Source organism: Serratia proteamaculans (genome assembly GCF_946227095.1).
Lineage (GTDB): Bacteria > Pseudomonadota > Gammaproteobacteria > Enterobacterales > Enterobacteriaceae > Serratia > Serratia proteamaculans_E.
The window spans coordinates 435,429-456,622 of the sequence record NZ_CAMISV010000001.1; the positions used below are offsets into that span (position 1 = coordinate 435,429).

Below are 21,194 nucleotides of genomic sequence, written 5' to 3' on the forward strand. Positions count from 1 at the left end.
CCACTTTGACAATGCCTTAACCGGAAAAGCAACAGTGGAGTAATTATTAAAAAAAATCCTAAAAAACAAACATATCAAAAGTAAGTTTACGGATTCGGAATACTCCCAAAATATGAATGTTTCCATTTAAAGAAAGGACAGGAATGGATAGCTGTCAAGAAATGCAAAAAAAATAAAAAAAAGGCATTCAGGAAGAATCAAGAAGGGGAATAAAAACACATTAAAAACATAATGATAACAAGACACAGGAACGTAAAGCCGACAGTGAATTAATTAGCATGGCAACAGTACCGAGCGGTATTTTATATCTATGTAACAAAAATCCGTATAGTTAAAACTAAATCATATCTTTTAATAATATAACCCCAAATAGCCATTTAAAGAGCATGGTTATTAGAGGGGAAGGATATTGAAGACAACAGGAAATTGTGAGATGTGTGCGGCAATTAGCGAAGAGGAAAAATGAGAGATGGGGTTATAGGTAGACTTAGAGAGTGGGTGTTAAAAGAAGTGGAAAGAGAATCATTCCAATGGTTGGGTCGAGTTAGCGTGAGAATGAGTGAAACAGGAGGGTAATCGAAAAGGCGATGAGTATCGCCTAAATCGAAAATAATTATAAGTATTTCAACATTTACATTGATGTGACCAAAGCGTCGGCCAAACTGAAGCCACCAGGAGACATCCCCTGCGCATTGACAACCAGCATATAGTGAGTTGCCCATTCTGGAGCTTGTAATCTCAAAGGGGACTGTACAACCTGCTGCCAGTTGCTTCCAAGCGAGCCGATTTCAATCTCACGTACTGGCCCATGTTGCAATTTACGTTTTAGCTGCGCGTTACCACTTTCGCTGAAATGAGACACGTTAACAAAGTAAGCAGCCACAAAGATTTTTCCGGTCGATTTACCGTCGCCTTTAATTTTAAAACTGTAGGTATAATTTTGTAGCCTACGCGCAGTAGTCATCGCAACCAAACTCAAAGGCTCACCACTTTGTGAGAGTTTAGTAACCTCCAGGTTTTTATCTTTAACTTGCGGCTGCAGCCTGTACTTAGTTTCCGGTGCAACAGTATTAGCCGTAGGCTTTCCACTTTGGTCTGATGAAACGGTCCAGTCACCACCCTGATCGGAAGAAAAATCACCATCAGCTAGCTGATTCTCAGCCTGGCTCAACAACAGGGATACGGCAAAATTTCCATTGCCATCAAGTAACCGAGAATCAACCGCACTGAAAACTCCATCACCAATTTTAAAAGCATCCTTCTGTGTCAGAAGGTTTAGCAGTCGGCAGCTATAGAAATATACCCCACCCCCACCTTTGACAGACTCGACCACAGCATCTACCGGAAGTTTCCCTTTAATAGACCCCATAATAGTAACATCACGGATAACAATACTCGCTGATTGATCTTTGCCGCAAAAGTAAGGTATCGCTATGACAGGACTGGATTGGTTATTAAACTCATGGTGACCACCATGAATTACAATGGAACCTGCATTTGCTTCTAGGATTCGACCGACATAATCAATAGAAACACCAGCAAGATAGAATTCACCATTAGCGTTACTATTACGGACACCTATCCCTGCGGAGGTTGCAATAACACCGCCAAAGTAAGCAATATTTTCACCGCAGTTAGGAAAACCTGCGGGCATATCTATATGAATACCAGAGCGAAAAATTTGCGCACCAAAATGACATATATTATATGAGTTGGTCTGGTAAACGTCGCCGCGTCCGAACTCCGTAAGTGTGACGGCACCCATCACAACGTTACCTAATAGCCCTTCGGGACTGTGAAACAACCGCCCGATCACTTTGCTTTTTCTGCCAGGCCCCTGAACCAGGGTACCTATCATTCTCGCTCCGCCCAAGTTGGGCAACTGCCCCAAATCAAGAGCGCCTGAATTATAAAACCGTAAGAAATAGTTACCTTCTACATCAGGAATACCCGACGCATCAATCACCGTCCCATCAGCATGACCAACCAATGTGACGAAAGCTAAATCGATATCCGTTTTTTCCGCCACCCAGGGTTTAAAATCTTTGGCCAAATGAATTTCAGTACGTTTCTTGATCGTTAACTTAATAAATTCTTGTGCTTCAAGTAATTCATCACGAGATGAAACTATAATTGAATCAGAGATTAAGGCACCGGAGAATGAACGTTTTTCATCAATAAAACGCGGCACCACCGAAGAATCTCCGCTGGACGCAGAACTTGCTTTAATACGGTTATCTACAGCTAACGCATTTGCCGTAAAGGCAGCAGCCAATGAATAACCAGCCCCTTTCAAAACAGCACGTCGATCCATATAACCTCCCGCAAATGATAAAATGAAATTAAAGGTCCCAAGAGATATTTCTTTTTATAACCTTTGCAGGATTACCAGCAATGAGGCATTTTTCTTCTAAAAAATCACCACTGACAACAGAGTTGGCGGCGATTACACAACCTGAAGCAATATGACTTCCTTTCAAAACTGAAACATTACAACCAATCCAAACAAAATTTCCAATACGAATTTTTTTATCTCTTGATTTTTTATTTTCATAGTTGAGAACATGGAAATCATCATCCAGAAACTGACATCCCCAGGAAATATTACAACCTTCCCCTATATCAATACCATTATAGACGATAAAAGTATTCTCAGGACCTATATATCCACCCTGAGAGATAAACTCTGCCCCTTCATTTATATCAACACGGCAACCACGCCCGAAAGAAAGCGAGCCACGTAAAATCAACTTTCCACGTACATTAAAATAACTAGGCGTTTTATTACTTACATGTCCAACATTGCGTAGTCCAAGTAGTAGCATTCTTCCATCAAGGACGAAGTTTTTAGCACCTTTAATATCAACCCTGTTCGCCGAAAATAAATTACGAACGCCTTTAATTCTATAAAGCACAGATTTTGCAACAACATAAAAAAAAGAACACTCTGACTTATTACACAGCACTCGAAGTTTTTTCAACTCGGATATCATTTTTACCAACCCCAGTAATCAAAGAGGAAGCTGACGCCACATAAATTAAGAACATCCATAAAGAAGGGGATGATATATCAGGAACTGAGAAAACCGCGCCTAAAATGAAGCCTAAAAACAGTGTTAAAAAGAAAAGAGAGTTTGGTTCATTTCTATTTTTTAATAATGGTTTCATCAAAAAATAAATAACCACCACAAACAAAACAAAGCCAATAACACCTACACTTGTCAATATCGTAAGCAAAAGTGAAGAAGCCCTGTTACTGCCTAAACCTAGCCCCAGAAAATAGCTATCATATAGAGCTGACAATGACAAATAATTACTCCAACTGCGGATCATTCCTGAGTCAGAAGACATTTTATCGTCATATAATGAGAGTAACGTATCACCAAAAATAATAAATATCACTGACGATACAATGACTAACAGGCATAAAGAAATTAAAACACGCTGAGAATTGGTTCCACGCAAAATGAAGAATAACAAGAATGAAGTCGCTGCAGTTAAAATAGCGGTTGACGAACGATTAAGAGTCAACAAAAAAATCATACCTACACCCAGAACAAGTACTCCGAACTTTCTTCGCACAAAAAGTAAAGGGGCCAGGGATGAGGCAATAAAAGCTCCGGCAGATGAAGGCTCCGAGTAGGTACTAGCAAGTCGACTTTCTGCCAAAGCAGTAATTGAATATCCTCCATTAGAATAGAGAAAATCGACTGGAAGAGAATCCTTACTCACTAACCACCAAAAAGAGAAAAAGGCAAAAATAATAATACTGAGATAGTAAGATAAATATAACTGATTAAAATTAATTATTTTTGGCGCAAAACGATAAACTACGAGCAGCGTAGTTACATTGATGATGAAAAGACAAATCTGAGATATGTTCGACATTGAGAAACGAAGGGGTTTTCCATTTGTCGCATAGTTTACTTCAAAGCTAAATGCGGATGAAACAACCCGAGTTCCCGAAAAAAGAGAAGGGGCAGTCATCGTAATTAAAATTGAAAATATAACGAGTATTATGAAAACAAAAGTTACTTTACTTATATTTATACTTAATCCATTAGCGAGTACGTACGGACTCATTTTCAATATAAATAGTATCTGAGTAAAAAAGAATGGTGTAATCCATAGGCTACCAAATGAAAATACAGAAGCTGCTTGGAATACACAAGATGTTAACATCAGTACATAGAGATACTTGGGTGGAAAGAAGATAAAAAGCAGAGCCAACGAGCACCAGATGATGCCAAAGAGAGTTAAAGTCATATATTTTCACTCATCACTGTCACGAACATATAATGCTAAAAAAAGAATAATAAATCCAATAATTTTTAGTACAGAGGGAGGGGGCCCCTCTGTACTAGGCAAACCTAATAAGCACCATCACGTTTAAGAACAACACCTATCGTTTTAAACAAAATAGCGATATCATTCCACAGCGCCCAGTTTTTAACATACCAAGCATCAAAATATACCCTGGTATCGTAGTCAATATCATTTCTCCCTGATACTTGCCAAAGACCTGTCATCCCAGGCTTTGCCATCAGGTAGTAGTCAACATCACCAGCATAGCGCTCAAGTTCATCCTCAATAACCGGTCGTGGTCCAACCAAACTCATTTCACCAATAAAAACATTCCACAACTGAGGGAGTTCATCAAGGCTGGTCTTACGGATAAATGCGCCGATTTTGGTAATACGAGGGTCGTTCTTTAGCTTAAAGTCTTTATTCCATTCCTCACGTATAACGGGATCACGATCAAGAACTTCCTTTAATACCTCTTGTGAGTTCAAAACCATCGATCTGAATTTTAGACATTTAAATTTCTTGCCCTCATGCCCCACTCGCTCATGACCATAAATGGGTTTTCCGCCATCACGTGAAACTTTAAATGCCAGAAGAGCTAAAACTGGCGACAGCGCAATCATAATAGCCAGTGAACCAAAAATATCAAAAGTTCTCTTAATAATTCTTGAAGATCGTTTAGCCAAATTATTGCTAACACGAAGGATCATTACTTCATGACTGAAAATAAATGACATATCTGTCCCATAAAGTGGAACACCGCGCAGCGTTGGAATAACAGATATCGAACGACAGTTATGCTTCGCGAGATTTTTTAGCCACCAATCCCTTAACGCGTGCTGCTCAAACTCTAAAGCAACAATAAACTGGGTATTTTCTGTATCTACAAAATCCCATAACTCTTTTTCAGAATTAATCACAGAAATACCAAAGTAACTATCCTCACAGGGTTTATCAGTACAAACAAATGCTGAAACAGCAAAACCTAATACTTCTTCACTTTGCAGGGCTGCATAGGCTTCAAAAGCATTTTTACCAGAACCGATAATTATAGTTTGCTTCTTCCATAGATTAAAATGGTTCAAAATCCTTTTCGTAATAGCGCGGCCCAATGGGATAAGGAAAATAATCAATCCCCATGAGAACATCCATACATAACGTGAGAAGTTCCACTTTGAGAAGGCAACCAGAGCAAGATCCAACACGGCAAAAATAACTAGTGTGCGGATGACTTCTTTTAGCTCGAACCAGAAGGGTTTTCTATAGGTATAGTGTCTTAATCTTGTCCAGAACCATACAACACAAATAACAGATAATATTAACTGTGCAACAGCACGCGTGAAAATTTGATCCTCAGGAATAAAATCACCCAAATCACCAAACAGTTTATATATAATGAAATATGCCAGATATATTGACACGTTAAAAAATATTAAATCCGAAAGGGCAAGTGACAGTTTACTTGTTATGCCTTGGAATAGGCCACTATTTCTTTTCATCGATTCTTCCATGCCATTTATTAAACGGCAATAATATAAACATCATATCGTCGGTTTTACGCACGCTAGCAATATAAAAAAACACTACTTTTATTCCTTATAAAACCCGTCCGTAAAGATACATACAAAACACAAAATATGAAGATTAAGATTTATTATCTAATAATTCTTTATAAATAGAAAAAGTAGCATAGATCATTTTATCTGCCGTAAAATTCGCAAAAAATGATTTTTTAGCTTCAATCCCCATTGAAGACCATCTACCCCTTGGGGTACTGATTAAGCGTTCTACTATCTCTTGTGAGTTCTGCATCTCGAACAAAAATCCATTTATATTATCTTTCACAACTTCGGGTAGAGATGTGCAATCCGTCGCCATAACCGGTAACCCATAACTCATAGCCTCTAATGGCACCATTCCAAATCCTTCCCAGCGGCTTGGCATGACCAAAACATCCGCATAAGTAAAATAAGGAGCCATAGCATCAGAATCCAACCAACCGGTAAACGTGGTCTGTGGCATAATCCCGACGTTAAAATTCTCATCATGCACAGTCCCACCTACTGCTGTGAGATGGAACGGTTTACCCTCAAGCAAACGCATGACTTCAGCAAGTATGTCAAATCCTTTCTGAAAATCAAATCGACCAACAAAAAGTACATTGCAAACATCGGCGTTATAGGGATTTTCCGGTGTCACTTTCATTTCTTGTTTCGACACGCCATTATGCACCACTCGCAGTTTTTTTGGCGGTAGCCCAACCTCTATGGCTTTTGTTTTTTCATACTCACTAACACAGATAATAGCATCAGTATATTTTGATAAAAACTTCTCAATAAGAGAATATATCTTCCGTTTCTTTTCCGATGACTGCATTAGAAATGCAAATGCATGCGGACAATAAACGACCTTTGGACGCCGTAACGGTCTTAGAAAAATAAGAGCTATCCGCCCCATGACCCCGGCAAAAGTGCTATGCAAATGCACTATATCAGGTTTTTCTTTAAAAACAGTTTTTACGAAGATGAAAAAAAAGCTAATAAATGAGGATAAACTACGCCCATTTCGATGGTAAGGTATCAAATATTGGCTATCAATTTTTTTTAGCTCTTCACATTGATCCTGGGGAACAATACAAAGGACATTGTTTTTTTTATCAGGCTCAAGTTGATCTGCAACTAGTTGCCTCATTACCGAAGCAACACCACCTTTGATTGTCTCTGCGGCATGGAGAATTTTCATTTTCGTACCTGTCATTTTTTAACAACTAACAATTCATCTACTATCCGGCTAACCTTTGCCGCAGAATCGTGCCAAGAGAACCGTTGAATATTAGCATCCCCCTTGCTGATTAACTCTGTTCTCAAGTTGCTATCCAGTATAATTTTCTCCATTGCTGAGGCTATATCCATTTCATTTTTAGGATCAAAGTATATAGCACTATCACGCAATACTTCTGGCATAGAAGCCATATTTGAGGATATCACAGGACACCCGCAAGATTGAGCTTCTAAAGGTGGGATACCAAAGCCTTCGTAGAAAGAAGGGAAAACAAAAGCCAATGCATTCTGATACAGAGAAATCATCTCATCATCATCAACTCTTCCCATGAATTTTATTTTTTCAGAATTTTTTATTAATGAGGAAAAATCTTGCTTAGAGAAACTAGCCGCTGTTTTACCAATAATCTTTAGAGAGACATTGTATTTACTCCCTAACAATTCAAACGCTTTCAGCATCCCATGGAAATTTTTATGAAAATTTGGAGATGAAACCGCCAGGAAATAGCGTTCATTTTCATTAATCCGCTCCGACTTCTGAAATTTCTCGCTTACGGCATTATAAATTATTGCTATATTATCTACAGGATAACCATATATATCATTAATTTCTTTTTTTGAAAACTCACTTACCGTAAGTAACTTCTTGCTATTTTTCAACATCATTGGAATAAGTAAACTATAAAACAGTCTGAATTTCTTTGAGAAACTTTCTGGGTATCGCTTATAGGTAACATCATGATGAGTCACTATTTGGTTATTATAAAAAACAGGTGCGGTGCTGCCTAGATTGAGCAATAGACCAGAACCGTTATTTTTTAAAAACCTAGGTAGCTCTACCTGCTCCCATTGATGGCCGCTTTTTCTTCCAATTTCTTTGACGTGAAGTTGATCTGCAACATCTCTCCTCAATATCCCTGGAGGAGACAAAAAAACTATGTCATCACGAATATCATTCAATGACAAAGATATTTGTTCTGCAAACCGCTGAACCCCTGTAAGTTCCTGGGTTAAATATCGGGCATTAATAAATAACATTCGTCATCCTTTAAAATTCATTTAAAAACCACTTGAAATAAATAAATGATCATTTTTATTTATATGCTTCAATATATTTATTGGTAATTTCACTGCAGGTGAACATGTCACCATTGATTATTACATTACCTTTTTCACGAAAACGAACCGCATTCAGATCCTCTATGAAGACGATCGTTGGAAATAATTTTTCAAGTTCTGACACCCCACCAACAGCATTAGTTAAAACAATTTTATTTGCCAACACAGACTCTAATACAACTCTTCCAAACGGTTCCCGCCATTTTATAGGAAGAACAACCACATCTACCAACGACAGGAATTTATCTGACGGGATAAAACCAAGAAGATTTATTCCTTTTTTATTTGCAAGGGCTTCTAATACTTCACCTTCTTCAGATTTAATAAAACGACCAGCCGCATAAAAAATTGCATTTGGATGTTGCTCTCTAAATCTGTCGACTAATTGACAATAGATATCAAAACCCTTATCTCTTGTTAGTCGTCCTATAAAACCAAATCGAAGCTCCGTGGATTTAATCTCTTCAACAGGTGTTTTTTCGACAGCATTGTAAATGTAATCAGAAGTCGCGTTAGTAAAAAAACCATTTTCAATATGAAAGTTTCGAATAAAATCACTAATACCAATGTATGTATCAACGTATCTGCTGGCTAATTTTTTTCCAAATGACCAAAATTTCACGCTGTACTCTTCAGGATCCATATTCTTATCCTGGGAGAACATTGTAGAATTTGGGTGAAAAAGATAATAGTCCCGAGTTGTGTGAACTAACTTTTTATTCTTCTTTTTTATGGCACGCCAAATAGCAGCCGAAAAACCAGCGATATTATTTGTGTGAACCACATCAGGATTAAAATCGTCGATCTCTTTAGATAAAGAACTTGCCATAAAAATATTATAGCTATCTATGATATGCCAAAGAAGACGCTTTATTTTACCTTTGGTATCATCACCAAATGGCCAGTATATATTTTTAAGTGGGACATATATAACATCAACACCATTTACATGGTCTTTTTTCTTTTTATTTTCACTATGTAAGCAAATAACTCTGACTTGATGTCCTTTGCGAACTAACTCTTCCGCCAATAACTGAACCGAAACTTCTGCCCCTCCGATTTTATAAGGATAATACAGCGTATTTACTATCATGACTCTCATTCTTAGAAGTCCACCTTATATATTTAGATAGTGTAACTTTATATGGCCGTATTATTTTTATGCGTGCAAAAAGTAAAGCAATATCAATTATGATATTGCTTTACTATTACTATTTAACTTTTCTCATTAGAGCGGTATTCATACTGATAATATCCATAATCACCGTAATAGCTGCTTGCACGTTTTTCAACAGCATTAAGTATTACGCCTTTAATGTCTATTCCATTCTGATTAAATCGGCGGATACTAATTTCCATTTCTTTAACCGTATTAACTGCAAACCTGGCAATCATAAGGCTTGTACCTGCATTGTGCCCAATAATAGCGGCATCAGTAACAGCAAGAATTGGCGGTGTATCTATCATTACAATATCGTAATTTTTCCCAGCCCACTCAATCAGTTCATTAAAGCGTGCGCCCATTAATAACTCGGAAGGATTCGGTGGAATCGTGCCTCGAGGGATAAAGTCTAAATTCTCAATCTCTGTTTTCCTGACTGCTGCTTCTTTCGAAACCTGCTGCGATAATATATCTGATAGACCATTTTGCCAGTTAGTATTGAGAAGTGTATGAGAGTAACCTTTCCTCATATCAGCATCAATCACCAAAACACGCTGACCCGCTTGGGCAATAACCGCGGCCAAGTTAATACTTACGAATGTTTTACCGATATTTGGGCTCGCACCACAAATCATCAGGACATTGTTTTTTGATTCCAGCATCGCAAAGTGCAAGCTTGTACGGAGACTTCTTACGGCTTCAATCGCAAGATCTGCCGGGTTACCTACAGCAAGAAGTGTTTTCGAACGAGTATTACTCTTTTTATTGTTACGAAGGATCGTTTCTATATCTTTCTTCTGCTGCCACTCAGAAAGCGGGATACTTGCGTAAACATTAATACCTTGTTCTTCTAACTGATCGGGGCTTTCAATGCCACGATGGAGCATATTTCTAACAAGTACGATAACAACCGCTATCGCGCCGCCTAATAACGTCACAATAATAACAATCAAACTTTTCTTTGGCTTAACCGGGTTTGGTTGTGTTACTGCAGGATCGATAATTCGAACGTTACCTACGGTACTGGCTTTAGTGATCGATAGCTCTTGCTGCTTGTTAAGCAATTGCATGTAAATCTCTTTACCAGCATCTACATCGCGCGTCAGCCGTAAAATTTCCTGCTGCGTTTGCGGCATTTTACTTATACGTTTATCTAACTTATCTTTTTCTTTCTGAAGTGTACCCCTCTGCTCAAGTAGAGCACGGTAGGAAGGATGCTCTTTGGTATACAACTTGGAAATTTCAGCTTCTTTAAACGTTGATTCGTTGAGTTGGGCTTCAACACCAACAATGGTATCCAATACCGATTTAGCCTCTAGAGATAAATCTACAGAGTCATTTTTTTGACGGAAACTGTTAAGTTTATCTTCTGCGATATTCAATGAATCTCTAACTAAAGGCAATTGATCCTTCAGGAAAGCCAAACTTTTAGCTGCCTCCTCAGATTTACGCTCTACGTTTTGCACAAGATAATTATTGCTAATACTATCAATTATTTTTTTAATTCTTGCTGGGTCGTCTCCCATAAGGGTAAGGGAAAGAACACCAGTATCTTTACCTTTATCTGCAACGGTCAATTCATCGAGCAATTGTAACGTAGCTGCTAACTGAGATAATTTACTAATTTCGAAAACTGTTCCTGGCTTAGCTACAACTTCACTAACCAAGAGAGATACTCCATTTCCTGAAGAATATACTCCCACTTTTCCTTTAATTATCACAGTTCCATCAAATTCAACTGAATAGTTATTCTGATCAATGACCGTAAGTTCTAGTGGCTTCTCAATCATACTTTCGGGGATCGTGACACGTGACACCGCAATTTGCCCTGGAGCCTCTCCGGTCAAACGTGCCCAACCTCGCCCGAACATAGGAAAATATTTTTGACTCACTACAGTATCAAGGTTTAAGTCTTGAACTGTTTTGCCCACAATCATTCTTGAAGTTATTAACTCAATTTCAGTAGATGAGCCCGGTTGCGAATTTGGCAGCATTTGTGAAATGTTATTTACTAGAGAATTACCTTCATTTTGCTCAACTTGTACCGTTGCGTCCGCCTGATATATTGGCGTTGCGAACAGACTATAAATAATACCAATTACGGCAAACAAAGCGGTAATACCAATAATCAACCAACGATTGTCAATTAACGTACCTACCAGTCGCCCTAAGTCAATCTCTTCATTTTCCTTGCTGGCAGTAGAGACAGCTCTATTTTTTTCAGTCATTGTCATCTCTGTTTAGCGATTTAATGCTTGCGCCCACTTCTGAGCTGAATCAGTAAGTAAACGGTATACAAATTCAAATGCCTCAGCACTTTTACGGTATGGGTCGGGAATCTCTCGTTGATCAAGCCAGTGACCAAAAAGCATTGTTTTTCCTCTCACCTCAGGAGCTAATCGACAAACTGCGTCTATATGTCCTTTTTCCATGACCAGGATAAGTGAATAATCCCGGCACATCTCTTTCGTTAGTTGCGTGCCAACGTGCCCTTCTAAAGACAAGTGGTGCGCATTCGCTACAGAGATTGCTGTATCATCCGCAGCCTTTCCAACAAGCGCGCTAATACCGGCGGATGCAATTCGCTTGTTAGGCACCGATTGTTGGAGTAAGCGCTCCCCCGTAGGGGAGCGGCAAATATTACCAACGCAAACAACCAATATTGAATCAAACATCGTTCATTCCTATGGCCAGTTACGAATACGCAGTGTGCCTTCGGTGAGGTCATTAAAGCTGGAAATCGTCGGTGCCAATTGGCTGATCAAACGATTCCAACGCACGATAGGTGCCGCCGTTACATAAACAACATCATAAGGTTGCAGCTGGAATTCGGCCCCCATGACCATTGCAGTGGCATCCGCCATATTAAGTTGGTAGATATCAGCCAACTTATTTCCCTGAGTGCCATGGAGAGGACGGATAACGAATACGCCTGTAGCATCGGCTGCAGTTTGGCTAATCCCCTCACTATTCCCCAACGCCTCAGTCAGGGTCATCCCGCTTCTGTCCATTTTCAGCGTTGCTGGTGCTTTAACCTCTCCCATGACGAATACTTTTAAATCGTCATTACGTGGTACGTAAAGAATATCTCCAGGGTACAGCAGGCGGTTCTGAGTCAGATCTCCGTTCTGCATCAGCTTTTGCAACGACAAACGTTGCTCTTTGCCATTATGTGTTAATACAATATTTCGCCAATCTGCATTATCACTGAGTCCCCCAGCCACATTGATTGCGTCAAGTACGGTAAGAGGTACGTTAGTGATAGGTTGCTGACCAGAGGTTTTCACTTCACCAGTCACATAGGTTTTCTGCGAGCGGAAAGCGGCAATGTTGACATCAACCTGCGGACTTTCAATATATTGGGCCAATCGACTCGATATCTCGGTACGTACCTGACTCGCCGTTTTACCGGTAACCTTCACCTTGCCGATATAAGGATAAAAGATTGTGCCGTCAGATTGTACCCAGTTCCCGGTATCACTTGCGCTACGATACTGGCCTGCAGGGGTTGTTAACTCTGGGTGATCCCAGACAGTTACGTTTAAGACGTCGCCAACACCGATGCGATATTCATAAGTACGCAGAGAGGCATCCAATGATGAATTGGGCTGCGCGACAACCTTGGCAGGGCGGAGCTTCTGGATTAATTTAGGAGTAACTGGATAGACATTCACCAGCGAGTCAATGTCAAAGTCGCTATCTTCTTGTTTTACAACACTTTTTCCTGACGTGCTTAAATGTTGTCCGGGAAGAACCGTACAACCACTAATAATACTGATTGATACCAATATCGGTATCATTTTCAATTGTCGTTTTGCCATCGAGTTATCATCACTTTCAAAGTAAATGTATCCGCAAAGCTACCAAGCCAGCCTGCCTTGGCTACGTATTTGTAACTTACCGAACTACGCCGTTACTTACCTGAATTTAGGCGTCTACGCCAAGACAGACATATTCCACAGATAGCTAGAATATCGAACCGTTAAGCCACTGTTGAAATTAAAAGAGTTAGTATGGCTTATTGCAAAGCACGGCCTTGTTGTCACCACAGGCGCTTCGTTATAGATAGCGCCAATGGTTGTTGGTTTCTGTTGAGGCAAAAACGTACTGGCATCTCAGATTGTTGCCTTATGGTGCATAATCGTTACAAATTATCACTTGAACATCGCATTATTCCACAAGCATTCCGATACTAATATAAAAATATTCTGTATGAAATGAAGCTGCTAGCGTAATAACATAACTCTACTTTATGCCCACAACCCAAAAGGGTTGAGATAGATTAGAACACCAGTGTTTCCGCCCACTCGCGAAACGCTTTTCCCTGCGTAGGGTGACGCAAGCCATAAGTAACAAACGCCCGCAGATAACCCATTTTTTCGCCGCAGTTGAACGATTCTCCCACCAACTCTGTCGCTTCAACCGGTTTGTGTTTCAACAGCTCGGCAATGGCATCTGTCAGCTGAATTCTCCCCCACGCGCCTGGCTCTGTTTTTTCCAAAATCGGCCAAATATCGGCAGAAAGAACATAGCGCCCTACCGCGGAATAATTGGATTTTAACTGAACCTCACGACCCGGTTTTTCGATGATCGCAGTCATACGAGAACTTTCACCGGGTTGCAGTTTATTGGTTTCGCATTCAACCACCGAGTAGTCGTGCAAAACATGCACATCAGCAGCCTGAACCAACACCTGACTTAAACCCGTCTGTTCAAAGCGAGCAATCATATGTGGCAAGTTGTCTTTCTTCAGATCTGCTTTTGCGTCGTCGAGCAAGACATCCGGCAACAGTACCACAAACGGCGAATCACCAACCAAAGGCTTGGCACAAAGCACCGCATGCCCCAGACCTTTTGGTTGTCCCTGACGTATATGCATCAGTGTCACACCTTTTGGCGTGATTGACTGAACTTCATCCAGCAACTGACGCTTTACACGTGCCTCAAGCATAGCTTCCAGCTCGAATGAAGTATCAAAATGGTTTTCGATCGCATTCTTCGAAGAATGCGTCACTAGGATGATCTCTTTGATTCCTGCAGCGACGCACTCATTGACAATATATTGAATCAACGGCCTATCTACGATCGGCAACATTTCCTTGGGAATAGCCTTGGTTGCAGGCAGCATACGCATACCCAGGCCTGCAACGGGAATGACAGCTTTTAACTTGGTCATGATAATCCTCTTATTACTTGTGATCGTCTTTTCAGCCGCAACTCTTACTTGCTGTTTAGCGTCTGTTTTAGCCACTGGGTAAAGTCTTCGCCTTCAGAGGCATGACGCAGGCCATACTGTACGAATGCCTTCATATAACCCAGCTTGTCACCGCAGTCATGTGACTTACCGCTCATATGGAAGGCCTCTACCGTCTCCTGATCCATCAGGGCAGCAATGGCATCGGTAAGCTGAATTTCATCACCAGCACCCGGTAAGGTTTTTTCCAACAGCGGCCAAATATCAGCTGACAAAACATAACGCCCAACCACTGCCAGATTTGAAGGTGCCTCTTCGAGGGTTGGCTTTTCCACCACTGCAGTCATCGGGGTGCTCTCACCGGCAGACAACGCAGCACCGCCACAGTCGACAACACCATATTTCGAGACGTCTTGTTCCGGTACCGGTTCCACCATAATCTGGCTAAAGCCAGTATCGGTGAAACGCTGAATCATTTTGGCCAGGTTCTCTTTACGCAGATCGGCTGTAGAGTCATCCAACAATACGTCTGGCAAGAGCACCACAAAAGGATCATCACCGACCATCGGTTTGGCGCACAAAACGGCATGCCCCAAGCCTTTAGCCTGACCCTGTCGCACTTGCATCACCGTTACGTCTGCGGGGCAGATGCTCTGCACTTCTTCCAGTAACTGACGCTTGACGCGTGATTCCAGCACCGCCTCGAGCTCAAAAGAGGTATCAAAGTGGTTCTCAATCGCATTTTTGGAGGAGTGTGTCACCAAAACGATGTCTTTAATCCCTGCTGCCACACATTCATTAACAATGTATTGAATCAGTGGTTTATCGACCACCGGCAACATTTCTTTAGGAATGGCTTTTGTAGCCGGCAACATACGAGTTCCCAAGCCAGCTACGGGAATTACAGCCTTCAGTCTCTTTTGCATTTTTTCATCCACAATAATAATTTTGACGTAGCCGAACTAAGCCTATGCGGGAAGCTTACGAAACCGGAGTGAACCGGTTGAGGCACGCTACCGCCCCTGGCTTTCAGCTACCAATGCACTGTCATCGTTCTTTATGAAGCCGCGACCGCAGGTTCCAATCGCATTGGAATGTAAACTGAGGGCCCAACTCTTTTGCTAAGCGATAGTCAGATCACAGAAAAAACAAAAAAAACACACCCTCATAACCAAACGATGATACTTGTAAATGTTTATGTGGCTAAGATTCTTATACTATTGCGTTATCGATACAAGCCTAAGATACCTATTGGGTACCCTTTTCAGAATAAGACTACCCATTGGACCAGACTAAACAAAGTGTAGCAGCAGTATTAATCTATAACGGATTGATTTTTAAAAATTATATTTCCGTTTTTTTTACCAACAGGCAGTCATGCCCGTGTCCTGCCAATAGACTTCCTTTTTCAGAAAGTCCCCCATTCCAAGCAATCCCGTATTCTGAGCTCTCCTTACAGAGATGGTTTTTTATGCATTATTTCTGCTTGGTTTTTTCATGCCGCAAATATCCCCCCTGTTTTAAAGTTGAATTTTCCCGGCCCAGCACCCATCATTCGCTTGCGGGATAAGCCGTCGAACTTACAGGTGAAATTGGGCGTATGGAATGGATCGCAGATCCAACAATTTGGGCCGGCCTGGCCACTCTGGTCGTGCTGGAAATCGTTCTGGGTATAGACAACCTTATCTTTATCGCCATCCTGGCGGAGAAACTTCCAAAACATCAGAGAGATAAAGCTCGCATTGTGGGGTTATTGCTGGCGTTGCTGATGCGTCTGGCGTTATTGGCCTCCATCTCATGGCTGGCGACACTCACTCAGCCCCTGTTTTCTGCCGGTGGACACCCCTTCAGCGGCCGCGATCTTATTATGCTGATTGGTGGGGTCTTCCTGCTGTTCAAAGCCACCATGGAGCTCAACGAGCGGCTGGAGGGTAAAGACGAAGAACAGCAGGGTCAGCGAAAAGGCGCCCGTTTCTGGCCTGTCGTGGCGCAAATCGTGGTACTGGATGCGGTCTTTTCACTCGACTCGGTGATCACCGCCGTCGGCATGGTCGATCACCTGGCAGTAATGATGCTTGCGGTTTGTATTGCTATCGGGTTGATGTTGCTGGCCAGCAAGCCGCTGACGCGCTTCGTCAATGCCCACCCTACGATTGTCATCCTGTGTCTTAGTTTCCTGTTGATGATCGGTTTCAGTCTGGTTGCCGAAGGCTTTGGCTACCACATCCCGAAAGGTTATCTGTACGCCGCCATTGGTTTCTCAGTGATGATTGAAGCTTTGAACCAGCTGTCGCAATTCAATCGCCGTCGTTTCCTGTCAACAGTACGACCACTGCGCGAGCGCACGGCAGAGGCAGTACTACGCATGCTGAGTGGCAAACATGAAGAAGCGGAGGTAGACAGTCATTCCGCCAACCTGTTAGCCGATAGCACCAATGAAAGCGGCGAGATTTTCAACCAGCAGGAACGCCATATGATAGAGCGCGTGTTGGGCATGGCGCAGCGTACGGTGAGCAGCATCATGACCTCTCGCCATGATGTGGAATATCTCGAGTTGAATGATCCGCAGGAAAAGCTGACCCAATTGCTGGAAAGGAATCAACATACGCGCATTGTAGTGGTAGAAAACAGCGCCAGCGATGAACCGCTCGGTGTCATCCATACCATAGACGTTCTGAAACAGCAGTTGACCCAGACTCCTCTCGATTTACGCGCGTTGGTGCTGCAGCCGCTGATTTTCCCCGAACAGTTAACCCTGTTAAGTGCACTGGAGCAATTTCGTCAGGCGCAGACGCATTTTGCCTTCGTGGTAGACGAATTCGGCTCGGTTGAAGGGATCGTCACGCTGACCGATGTGATGGAAACCATCGCCGGCAACCTGCCGGAAGCTGGTGAGGAAATCGATGCCCGGCATGACATCGTGCAAAATGATGACGGAAGCTGGACAGCCAACGGCTATATGCCGCTGGAAGATTTGGTTCTGTACTTGCCGTTACCACTGGAAGATAAACGTGAATACCATACGTTGGCCGGCTTGCTGATGGAGCACAGCCAACGCATTCCTCAGGAAGGCGAACAATTGCGGATCGGTGACTACCTGTTTGAACCGCTAGAAGTCAGTAGCCACCGTATTTTGAAGGTGAAAATCACCCCGCTGTTGGTTCCAGAACCAGACTACGAGGTTTAAACCGGGGCCGGGCATCATCGCCCGGCCGCCATTACAAATGCTGAGGAACCAGCAGTTCCGTCGCCACAATCACCACGATCAACCCAACAATCACCGGTACCGAAGTGCGTTTTACCACTTCAAAGGGTGAGATTTTCGCCATGCCGGACACCGCAACCACCACACCAGAAACCGGCGACAAAGTACGCCCCAGGTTTGAAGCCTGCAGCATTGGGATCACCAAATAAGCGGGGTTAACCCCCATCTGTGCCGCCAGTTTAGGAATGAGCTCAACGAAAGCATAGAACGGCGCATTGCCTGAACCGGTAGTCATTGCTGCCAACATGGTAATCACCACCAATACCAACATCATGATAATGCCGCCGGTGCCAAACGACTGCGCCAGGCTGATCAGCCCGCTGATAAAACCAACGGTGCTCAGCCCCTGGGCGAATACGCCGGCGGCTACCAACAGCATCACCACGCTGGCAAAGGCGTCCGCCATGCCGCGATAAGCAACTTCCAGACCGCTAAATACCTGTTTGGCGCTGAAACTACGCAGGAATTCAATCACCGCCGCCAACAACATGCAGCCTACCAACACGGTGATGATATGCAGTTCCGGTCCCCATTTGCCATCAAACACCAGCACCCCAAGAATTGGCGTGAAAGGCAGTACGGCATAGAAGCCCGGGGCATGAGTGGTGATTTCACTTACATCCATAATGTGATGTTGTTCGTTGGCCTTCTTGTCGAGGTAGCGCTGCCAGAAGAAATGCGCAACCGCCATGCACACAATCGCCGCAATCGAAATTGGCAAGGTGGTTTTAAAGGCAAAATCAACCAACGGCATTTCTGCGGCCTTGGCCGCCAGCACCACGTCACCCGATGTCGGTGCCAGAATAATCGCCGCAGGCGAAGCACAGATTGCCGCCGCCGCACCGCGGCTAATGCCAACGTTGACCATCAACGGGAATAGTGTCGCCATCAGCAGTACACCCAGACCGGTGGCAGAGGAGACCGCCAGTGACATCAGGCAGGCGACAAAATAGGCCGCTACCATCAGAAGGTACGGGGAGTTAATCATCTGCAGTGGGCGGGAGGCCAGCTTGACCACCACATCATTGGCACCAATGTGCGTCATGTAAGCCGCAAACCCGCACAGCATCATAATCATCATGCCAAGATCGCCACCACGGCTCATCAGCAGAATTTTGACGTATTCGATGATGTCGGTCGCGCGCCATCCGGTAGACGCGGCGCTGGCAGGCAACAGGCTTTTGCCCATCAGGGCGCTGATGGCCAACAGCAACAGCCCCCCTACCATCAATACGCCGGTAGCGGAGTAACCCTTGATGATGTAACGGCCAACGCCCGCCGCGACGGCAGCCCCAATCAGAAGCTCTATCATATTCCCTCAACTTATCATTATTTTTTTTGACTGTGCCAAAGCGTATAAATCGCTTAACTGCGCACACTCTGCACAATGTCTGCCGAAGACGTCATGATATCCGTCAAAGTTACGGGAGGAAATTATTGGGAAATACTCTTGGGGGTTTACAGAGCATACGGGCCGCTGAACGGCCCGCACAATCCGTAATTAAAGTTTATCGAGCAGCTTTTTAAGATCCTGCCCTTCGCGCGAATCCTGGTTTTTATCGGCCCACTTGTTCAGCGCATCCTTCGCCCGGTTCTGCAGCGTCTTACGTAAAATCTGATCAACCTGCAATTGATAATTGAGTTGGTTCCACGGGCCATAAACCCGCAGCGGGATCGGCGTTTTCTGCAACTCTTGTATCAAGTCGTCGCGCCCTTTCCAACCACCGGTGACCCGGACGTTCAGTGTCATATCGCATTGTTTGCCCGGCATATCCACCGTGCCACCGCCACTCAGGTTCAACAGCGGTGAATCGGCGCCCAGCTCGGTGATTTTTACCGTGCCGTGGTTCAGACTGGCTTTGGCCGACAACTGTTTCACTTCGGTATAACGCTGATAATCGTCCTGTCCGCGCACGCTGCTGTCATTGCGCGCCACCGCCTGCTGAATCAACTGCTGAATATTCAGCCCCTGAAGTTGTGCGTCCTGCATCGCCAGTTGGGCAGTACCCTGCCAGCGGCGCTCAAAAGACTGTGATGTAAGGCGATCGCCGGTTAAATCCCCTTGCATGCTGAACTTACCGGTCATGATTTTCGGCATGTCGAACGCCTGCAGAACGGAGCCAAGTTCAACCTGTTTCACCACCGGCTGCACGGCGATCACCGGGCGTTTACCCCGCGCGTCGAGGGTGCCTGGCAAAGCGAAGTCACCGCCCGCTACTTGCCCAGCAAGCGAGTGCAGCGTTAACAGACCCTGGCGGTTGTCCGCTTGGGTCGAAAGATGGGTGATATCCATGCCACGATAAGTCAGTTGATCCACGCTCAAATTGAGCTGCGCGTTAAAGTCTCGCAGCACTTCCAGATTTTGCTGTGGGTCGTCCATTTGGCTGGCTATGACCGGCGCTGAGGCCACGTTCTGTTCTTGCTGCACTGGTGAACTGCTGGACTGCCAGCCAGAAAATGCATCCAAATTCACTGCAGCGGAAGTCAGGTTCAGAGTATAGGTCGGTATCTCCCCGAACTGGATGCTGACACCACCGGAAAATGTGCTGTCATTAGCCCCCAGGCTCAGTTGGCTAAATGCAACTTGCTGCGGCGTTTGTTGATACACCACCTGAGCACTGCCGTCGCCTTTAATACCACCGGCCAGTATGTCCGCACCTTCCAGTTGGTAACTGAATTGGGTGACATTAGCGGCAATGCGTCGAGGATATTGTTGCAGATCGATATCTGCGGCCATGTTGAACGTCAGATCACGCTGATTGCGGTTCACCCGGCTGGAAAGCTCCATTTGTGCCTGGCGCTTAGCGTTTTGCTGCAGGGTGAGGTTGATATCGCGAACGTTAATCTGCTCGTTATTGGCGCGTTGCCAAATCAACAGGCTGTCCACCACCCGCAGATTATCGATATCAAATTTCCACGGCGTATCTATCGACTCTTCAGAGTGACCGGCGGGAGCGATAGGCGCGTCGGGTTGATTTTGTTCTTCACTGTCGGGGGTAAGCCGGATGACGGCATTTTTCAGCATGACCTGTTTCACAAACAGCTGATGTGACAACAACGGCAGCAGCTTGACATCAAGGCGCATATTATCCGCACTCACCACTGGCGCTTTCGCCCCGGGTGCGGTCAGCGTCATACGGCCAGCCAAAATGCTGAGCTGTGGCCAGATATGCCAACGCAAATCGCCATCCAGCGTCAGATGATAACCACTCTTTTGTTCGACCTTCGTAACCATGTAGGCACGAAAATCATTCGGATTGACCAACAGTACCAGCGCAGACATACCCGCCACCAGCACCACCAGTAAAATCACCAAAGTCGTCAGAAATCTTCTCATGCCATCCTCTTGTCAGCGCCCACCGACCGTGC

At 43.7% G+C, this 21,194-nt stretch carries 15 protein-coding genes; 1 reads left to right on the forward strand and 14 read right to left on the reverse strand.

The genetic code is table 11. The features are described 5' to 3' along the window. Positions 1–631 precede the first annotated feature (631 nt). The 12 genes from OC597_RS02180 to galU all read right to left on the reverse strand — a co-directional run bounded on the left by OC597_RS02180 (position 632) and on the right by galU (position 15,486). The gene (locus OC597_RS02180; RefSeq protein ID WP_262207221.1) at positions 632–2,314 is read right to left on the reverse strand and encodes a hypothetical protein; all 1,683 of its coding nucleotides are present in this window, start codon (positions 2,312–2,314) and stop codon (positions 632–634) included. A 28-nt stretch (positions 2,315–2,342) separates the two neighbouring features. Next, entirely contained in the window at positions 2,343–2,981 is a 639-nt protein-coding gene (locus tag OC597_RS02185) for an acyltransferase (RefSeq protein ID WP_262207223.1), read from the reverse strand. Next, entirely contained in the window at positions 2,956–4,266 is a 1,311-nt protein-coding gene (locus OC597_RS02190; protein ID WP_262207225.1) for a hypothetical protein, read from the reverse strand. The genes OC597_RS02185 and OC597_RS02190 overlap by 26 nt, the downstream gene beginning before the upstream one ends. Before the next feature lie 104 nt (positions 4,267–4,370). Then, on the reverse strand, positions 4,371–5,804 hold the full coding sequence (wbaP, locus tag OC597_RS02195; RefSeq protein WP_262207227.1) for an undecaprenyl-phosphate galactose phosphotransferase WbaP: 1,434 nt from the start codon (positions 5,802–5,804) through the stop codon (positions 4,371–4,373). A 145-nt stretch (positions 5,805–5,949) separates the two neighbouring features. After that, on the reverse strand, positions 5,950–7,047 hold the full coding sequence (locus OC597_RS02200; RefSeq protein WP_262207228.1) for a glycosyltransferase: 1,098 nt from the start codon (positions 7,045–7,047) through the stop codon (positions 5,950–5,952). Positions 7,048–7,058: 11 nt separating this feature from the next. Next, entirely contained in the window at positions 7,059–8,123 is a 1,065-nt protein-coding gene (locus OC597_RS02205) for a glycosyltransferase family 4 protein (protein ID WP_262207229.1), read from the reverse strand. Positions 8,124–8,178: 55 nt separating this feature from the next. Beyond that, complete coding sequence (locus OC597_RS02210; RefSeq protein ID WP_262207230.1) at positions 8,179–9,297, reverse strand: glycosyltransferase family 4 protein; 1,119 nt, start codon at positions 9,295–9,297, stop codon at positions 8,179–8,181. Positions 9,298–9,419: 122 nt separating this feature from the next. Beyond that, positions 9,420–11,594: a tyrosine-protein kinase Wzc gene (gene wzc, locus OC597_RS02215; protein ID WP_262207231.1), complete on the reverse strand. Its 2,175-nt coding sequence runs from the start codon at positions 11,592–11,594 to the stop codon at positions 9,420–9,422. Positions 11,595–11,606: 12 nt separating this feature from the next. After that, a complete protein-coding gene (locus tag OC597_RS02220; RefSeq protein ID WP_261422672.1) occupies positions 11,607–12,041 on the reverse strand; it encodes an arsenate reductase/protein-tyrosine-phosphatase family protein in 435 nt (144 codons plus the stop codon). Positions 12,042–12,050: 9 nt separating this feature from the next. Next, positions 12,051–13,187 carry a polysaccharide export protein gene (locus tag OC597_RS02225; RefSeq protein WP_262207233.1) on the reverse strand — a complete coding sequence of 379 codons (1,137 nt, stop codon included), beginning with the start codon at positions 13,185–13,187 and terminating at the stop codon, positions 12,051–12,053. A gap of 461 nt (positions 13,188–13,648) precedes the next feature. Continuing rightward, positions 13,649–14,542, reverse strand: a complete 894-nt coding sequence (locus OC597_RS02230; RefSeq protein ID WP_262207235.1) for a UTP--glucose-1-phosphate uridylyltransferase — start codon at positions 14,540–14,542, stop codon at positions 13,649–13,651. A 44-nt stretch (positions 14,543–14,586) separates the two neighbouring features. Beyond that, complete coding sequence (gene galU, locus OC597_RS02235) at positions 14,587–15,486, reverse strand: UTP--glucose-1-phosphate uridylyltransferase GalU (RefSeq protein ID WP_261252318.1); 900 nt, start codon at positions 15,484–15,486, stop codon at positions 14,587–14,589. 674 nt (positions 15,487–16,160) lie between these two features. Between galU and OC597_RS02240 the strand changes: the two genes are divergently transcribed. Continuing rightward, positions 16,161–17,747 carry a TerC family protein gene (locus OC597_RS02240; protein ID WP_262207236.1) on the forward strand — a complete coding sequence of 529 codons (1,587 nt, stop codon included), beginning with the start codon at positions 16,161–16,163 and terminating at the stop codon, positions 17,745–17,747. Between the two features lie 31 nt (positions 17,748–17,778). On the opposite strand, the gene dcuC is transcribed toward OC597_RS02240, so the two are convergent. Then, positions 17,779–19,137, reverse strand: a complete 1,359-nt coding sequence (gene dcuC / locus OC597_RS02245) for an anaerobic C4-dicarboxylate transporter DcuC (protein WP_261252274.1) — start codon at positions 19,135–19,137, stop codon at positions 17,779–17,781. A 189-nt stretch (positions 19,138–19,326) separates the two neighbouring features. Beyond that, positions 19,327–21,162, reverse strand: coding sequence for an outer membrane assembly protein AsmA (asmA, locus tag OC597_RS02250; protein WP_262207238.1), 1,836 nt, complete (start codon positions 21,160–21,162; stop codon positions 19,327–19,329). Positions 21,163–21,194 lie beyond the last annotated feature (32 nt).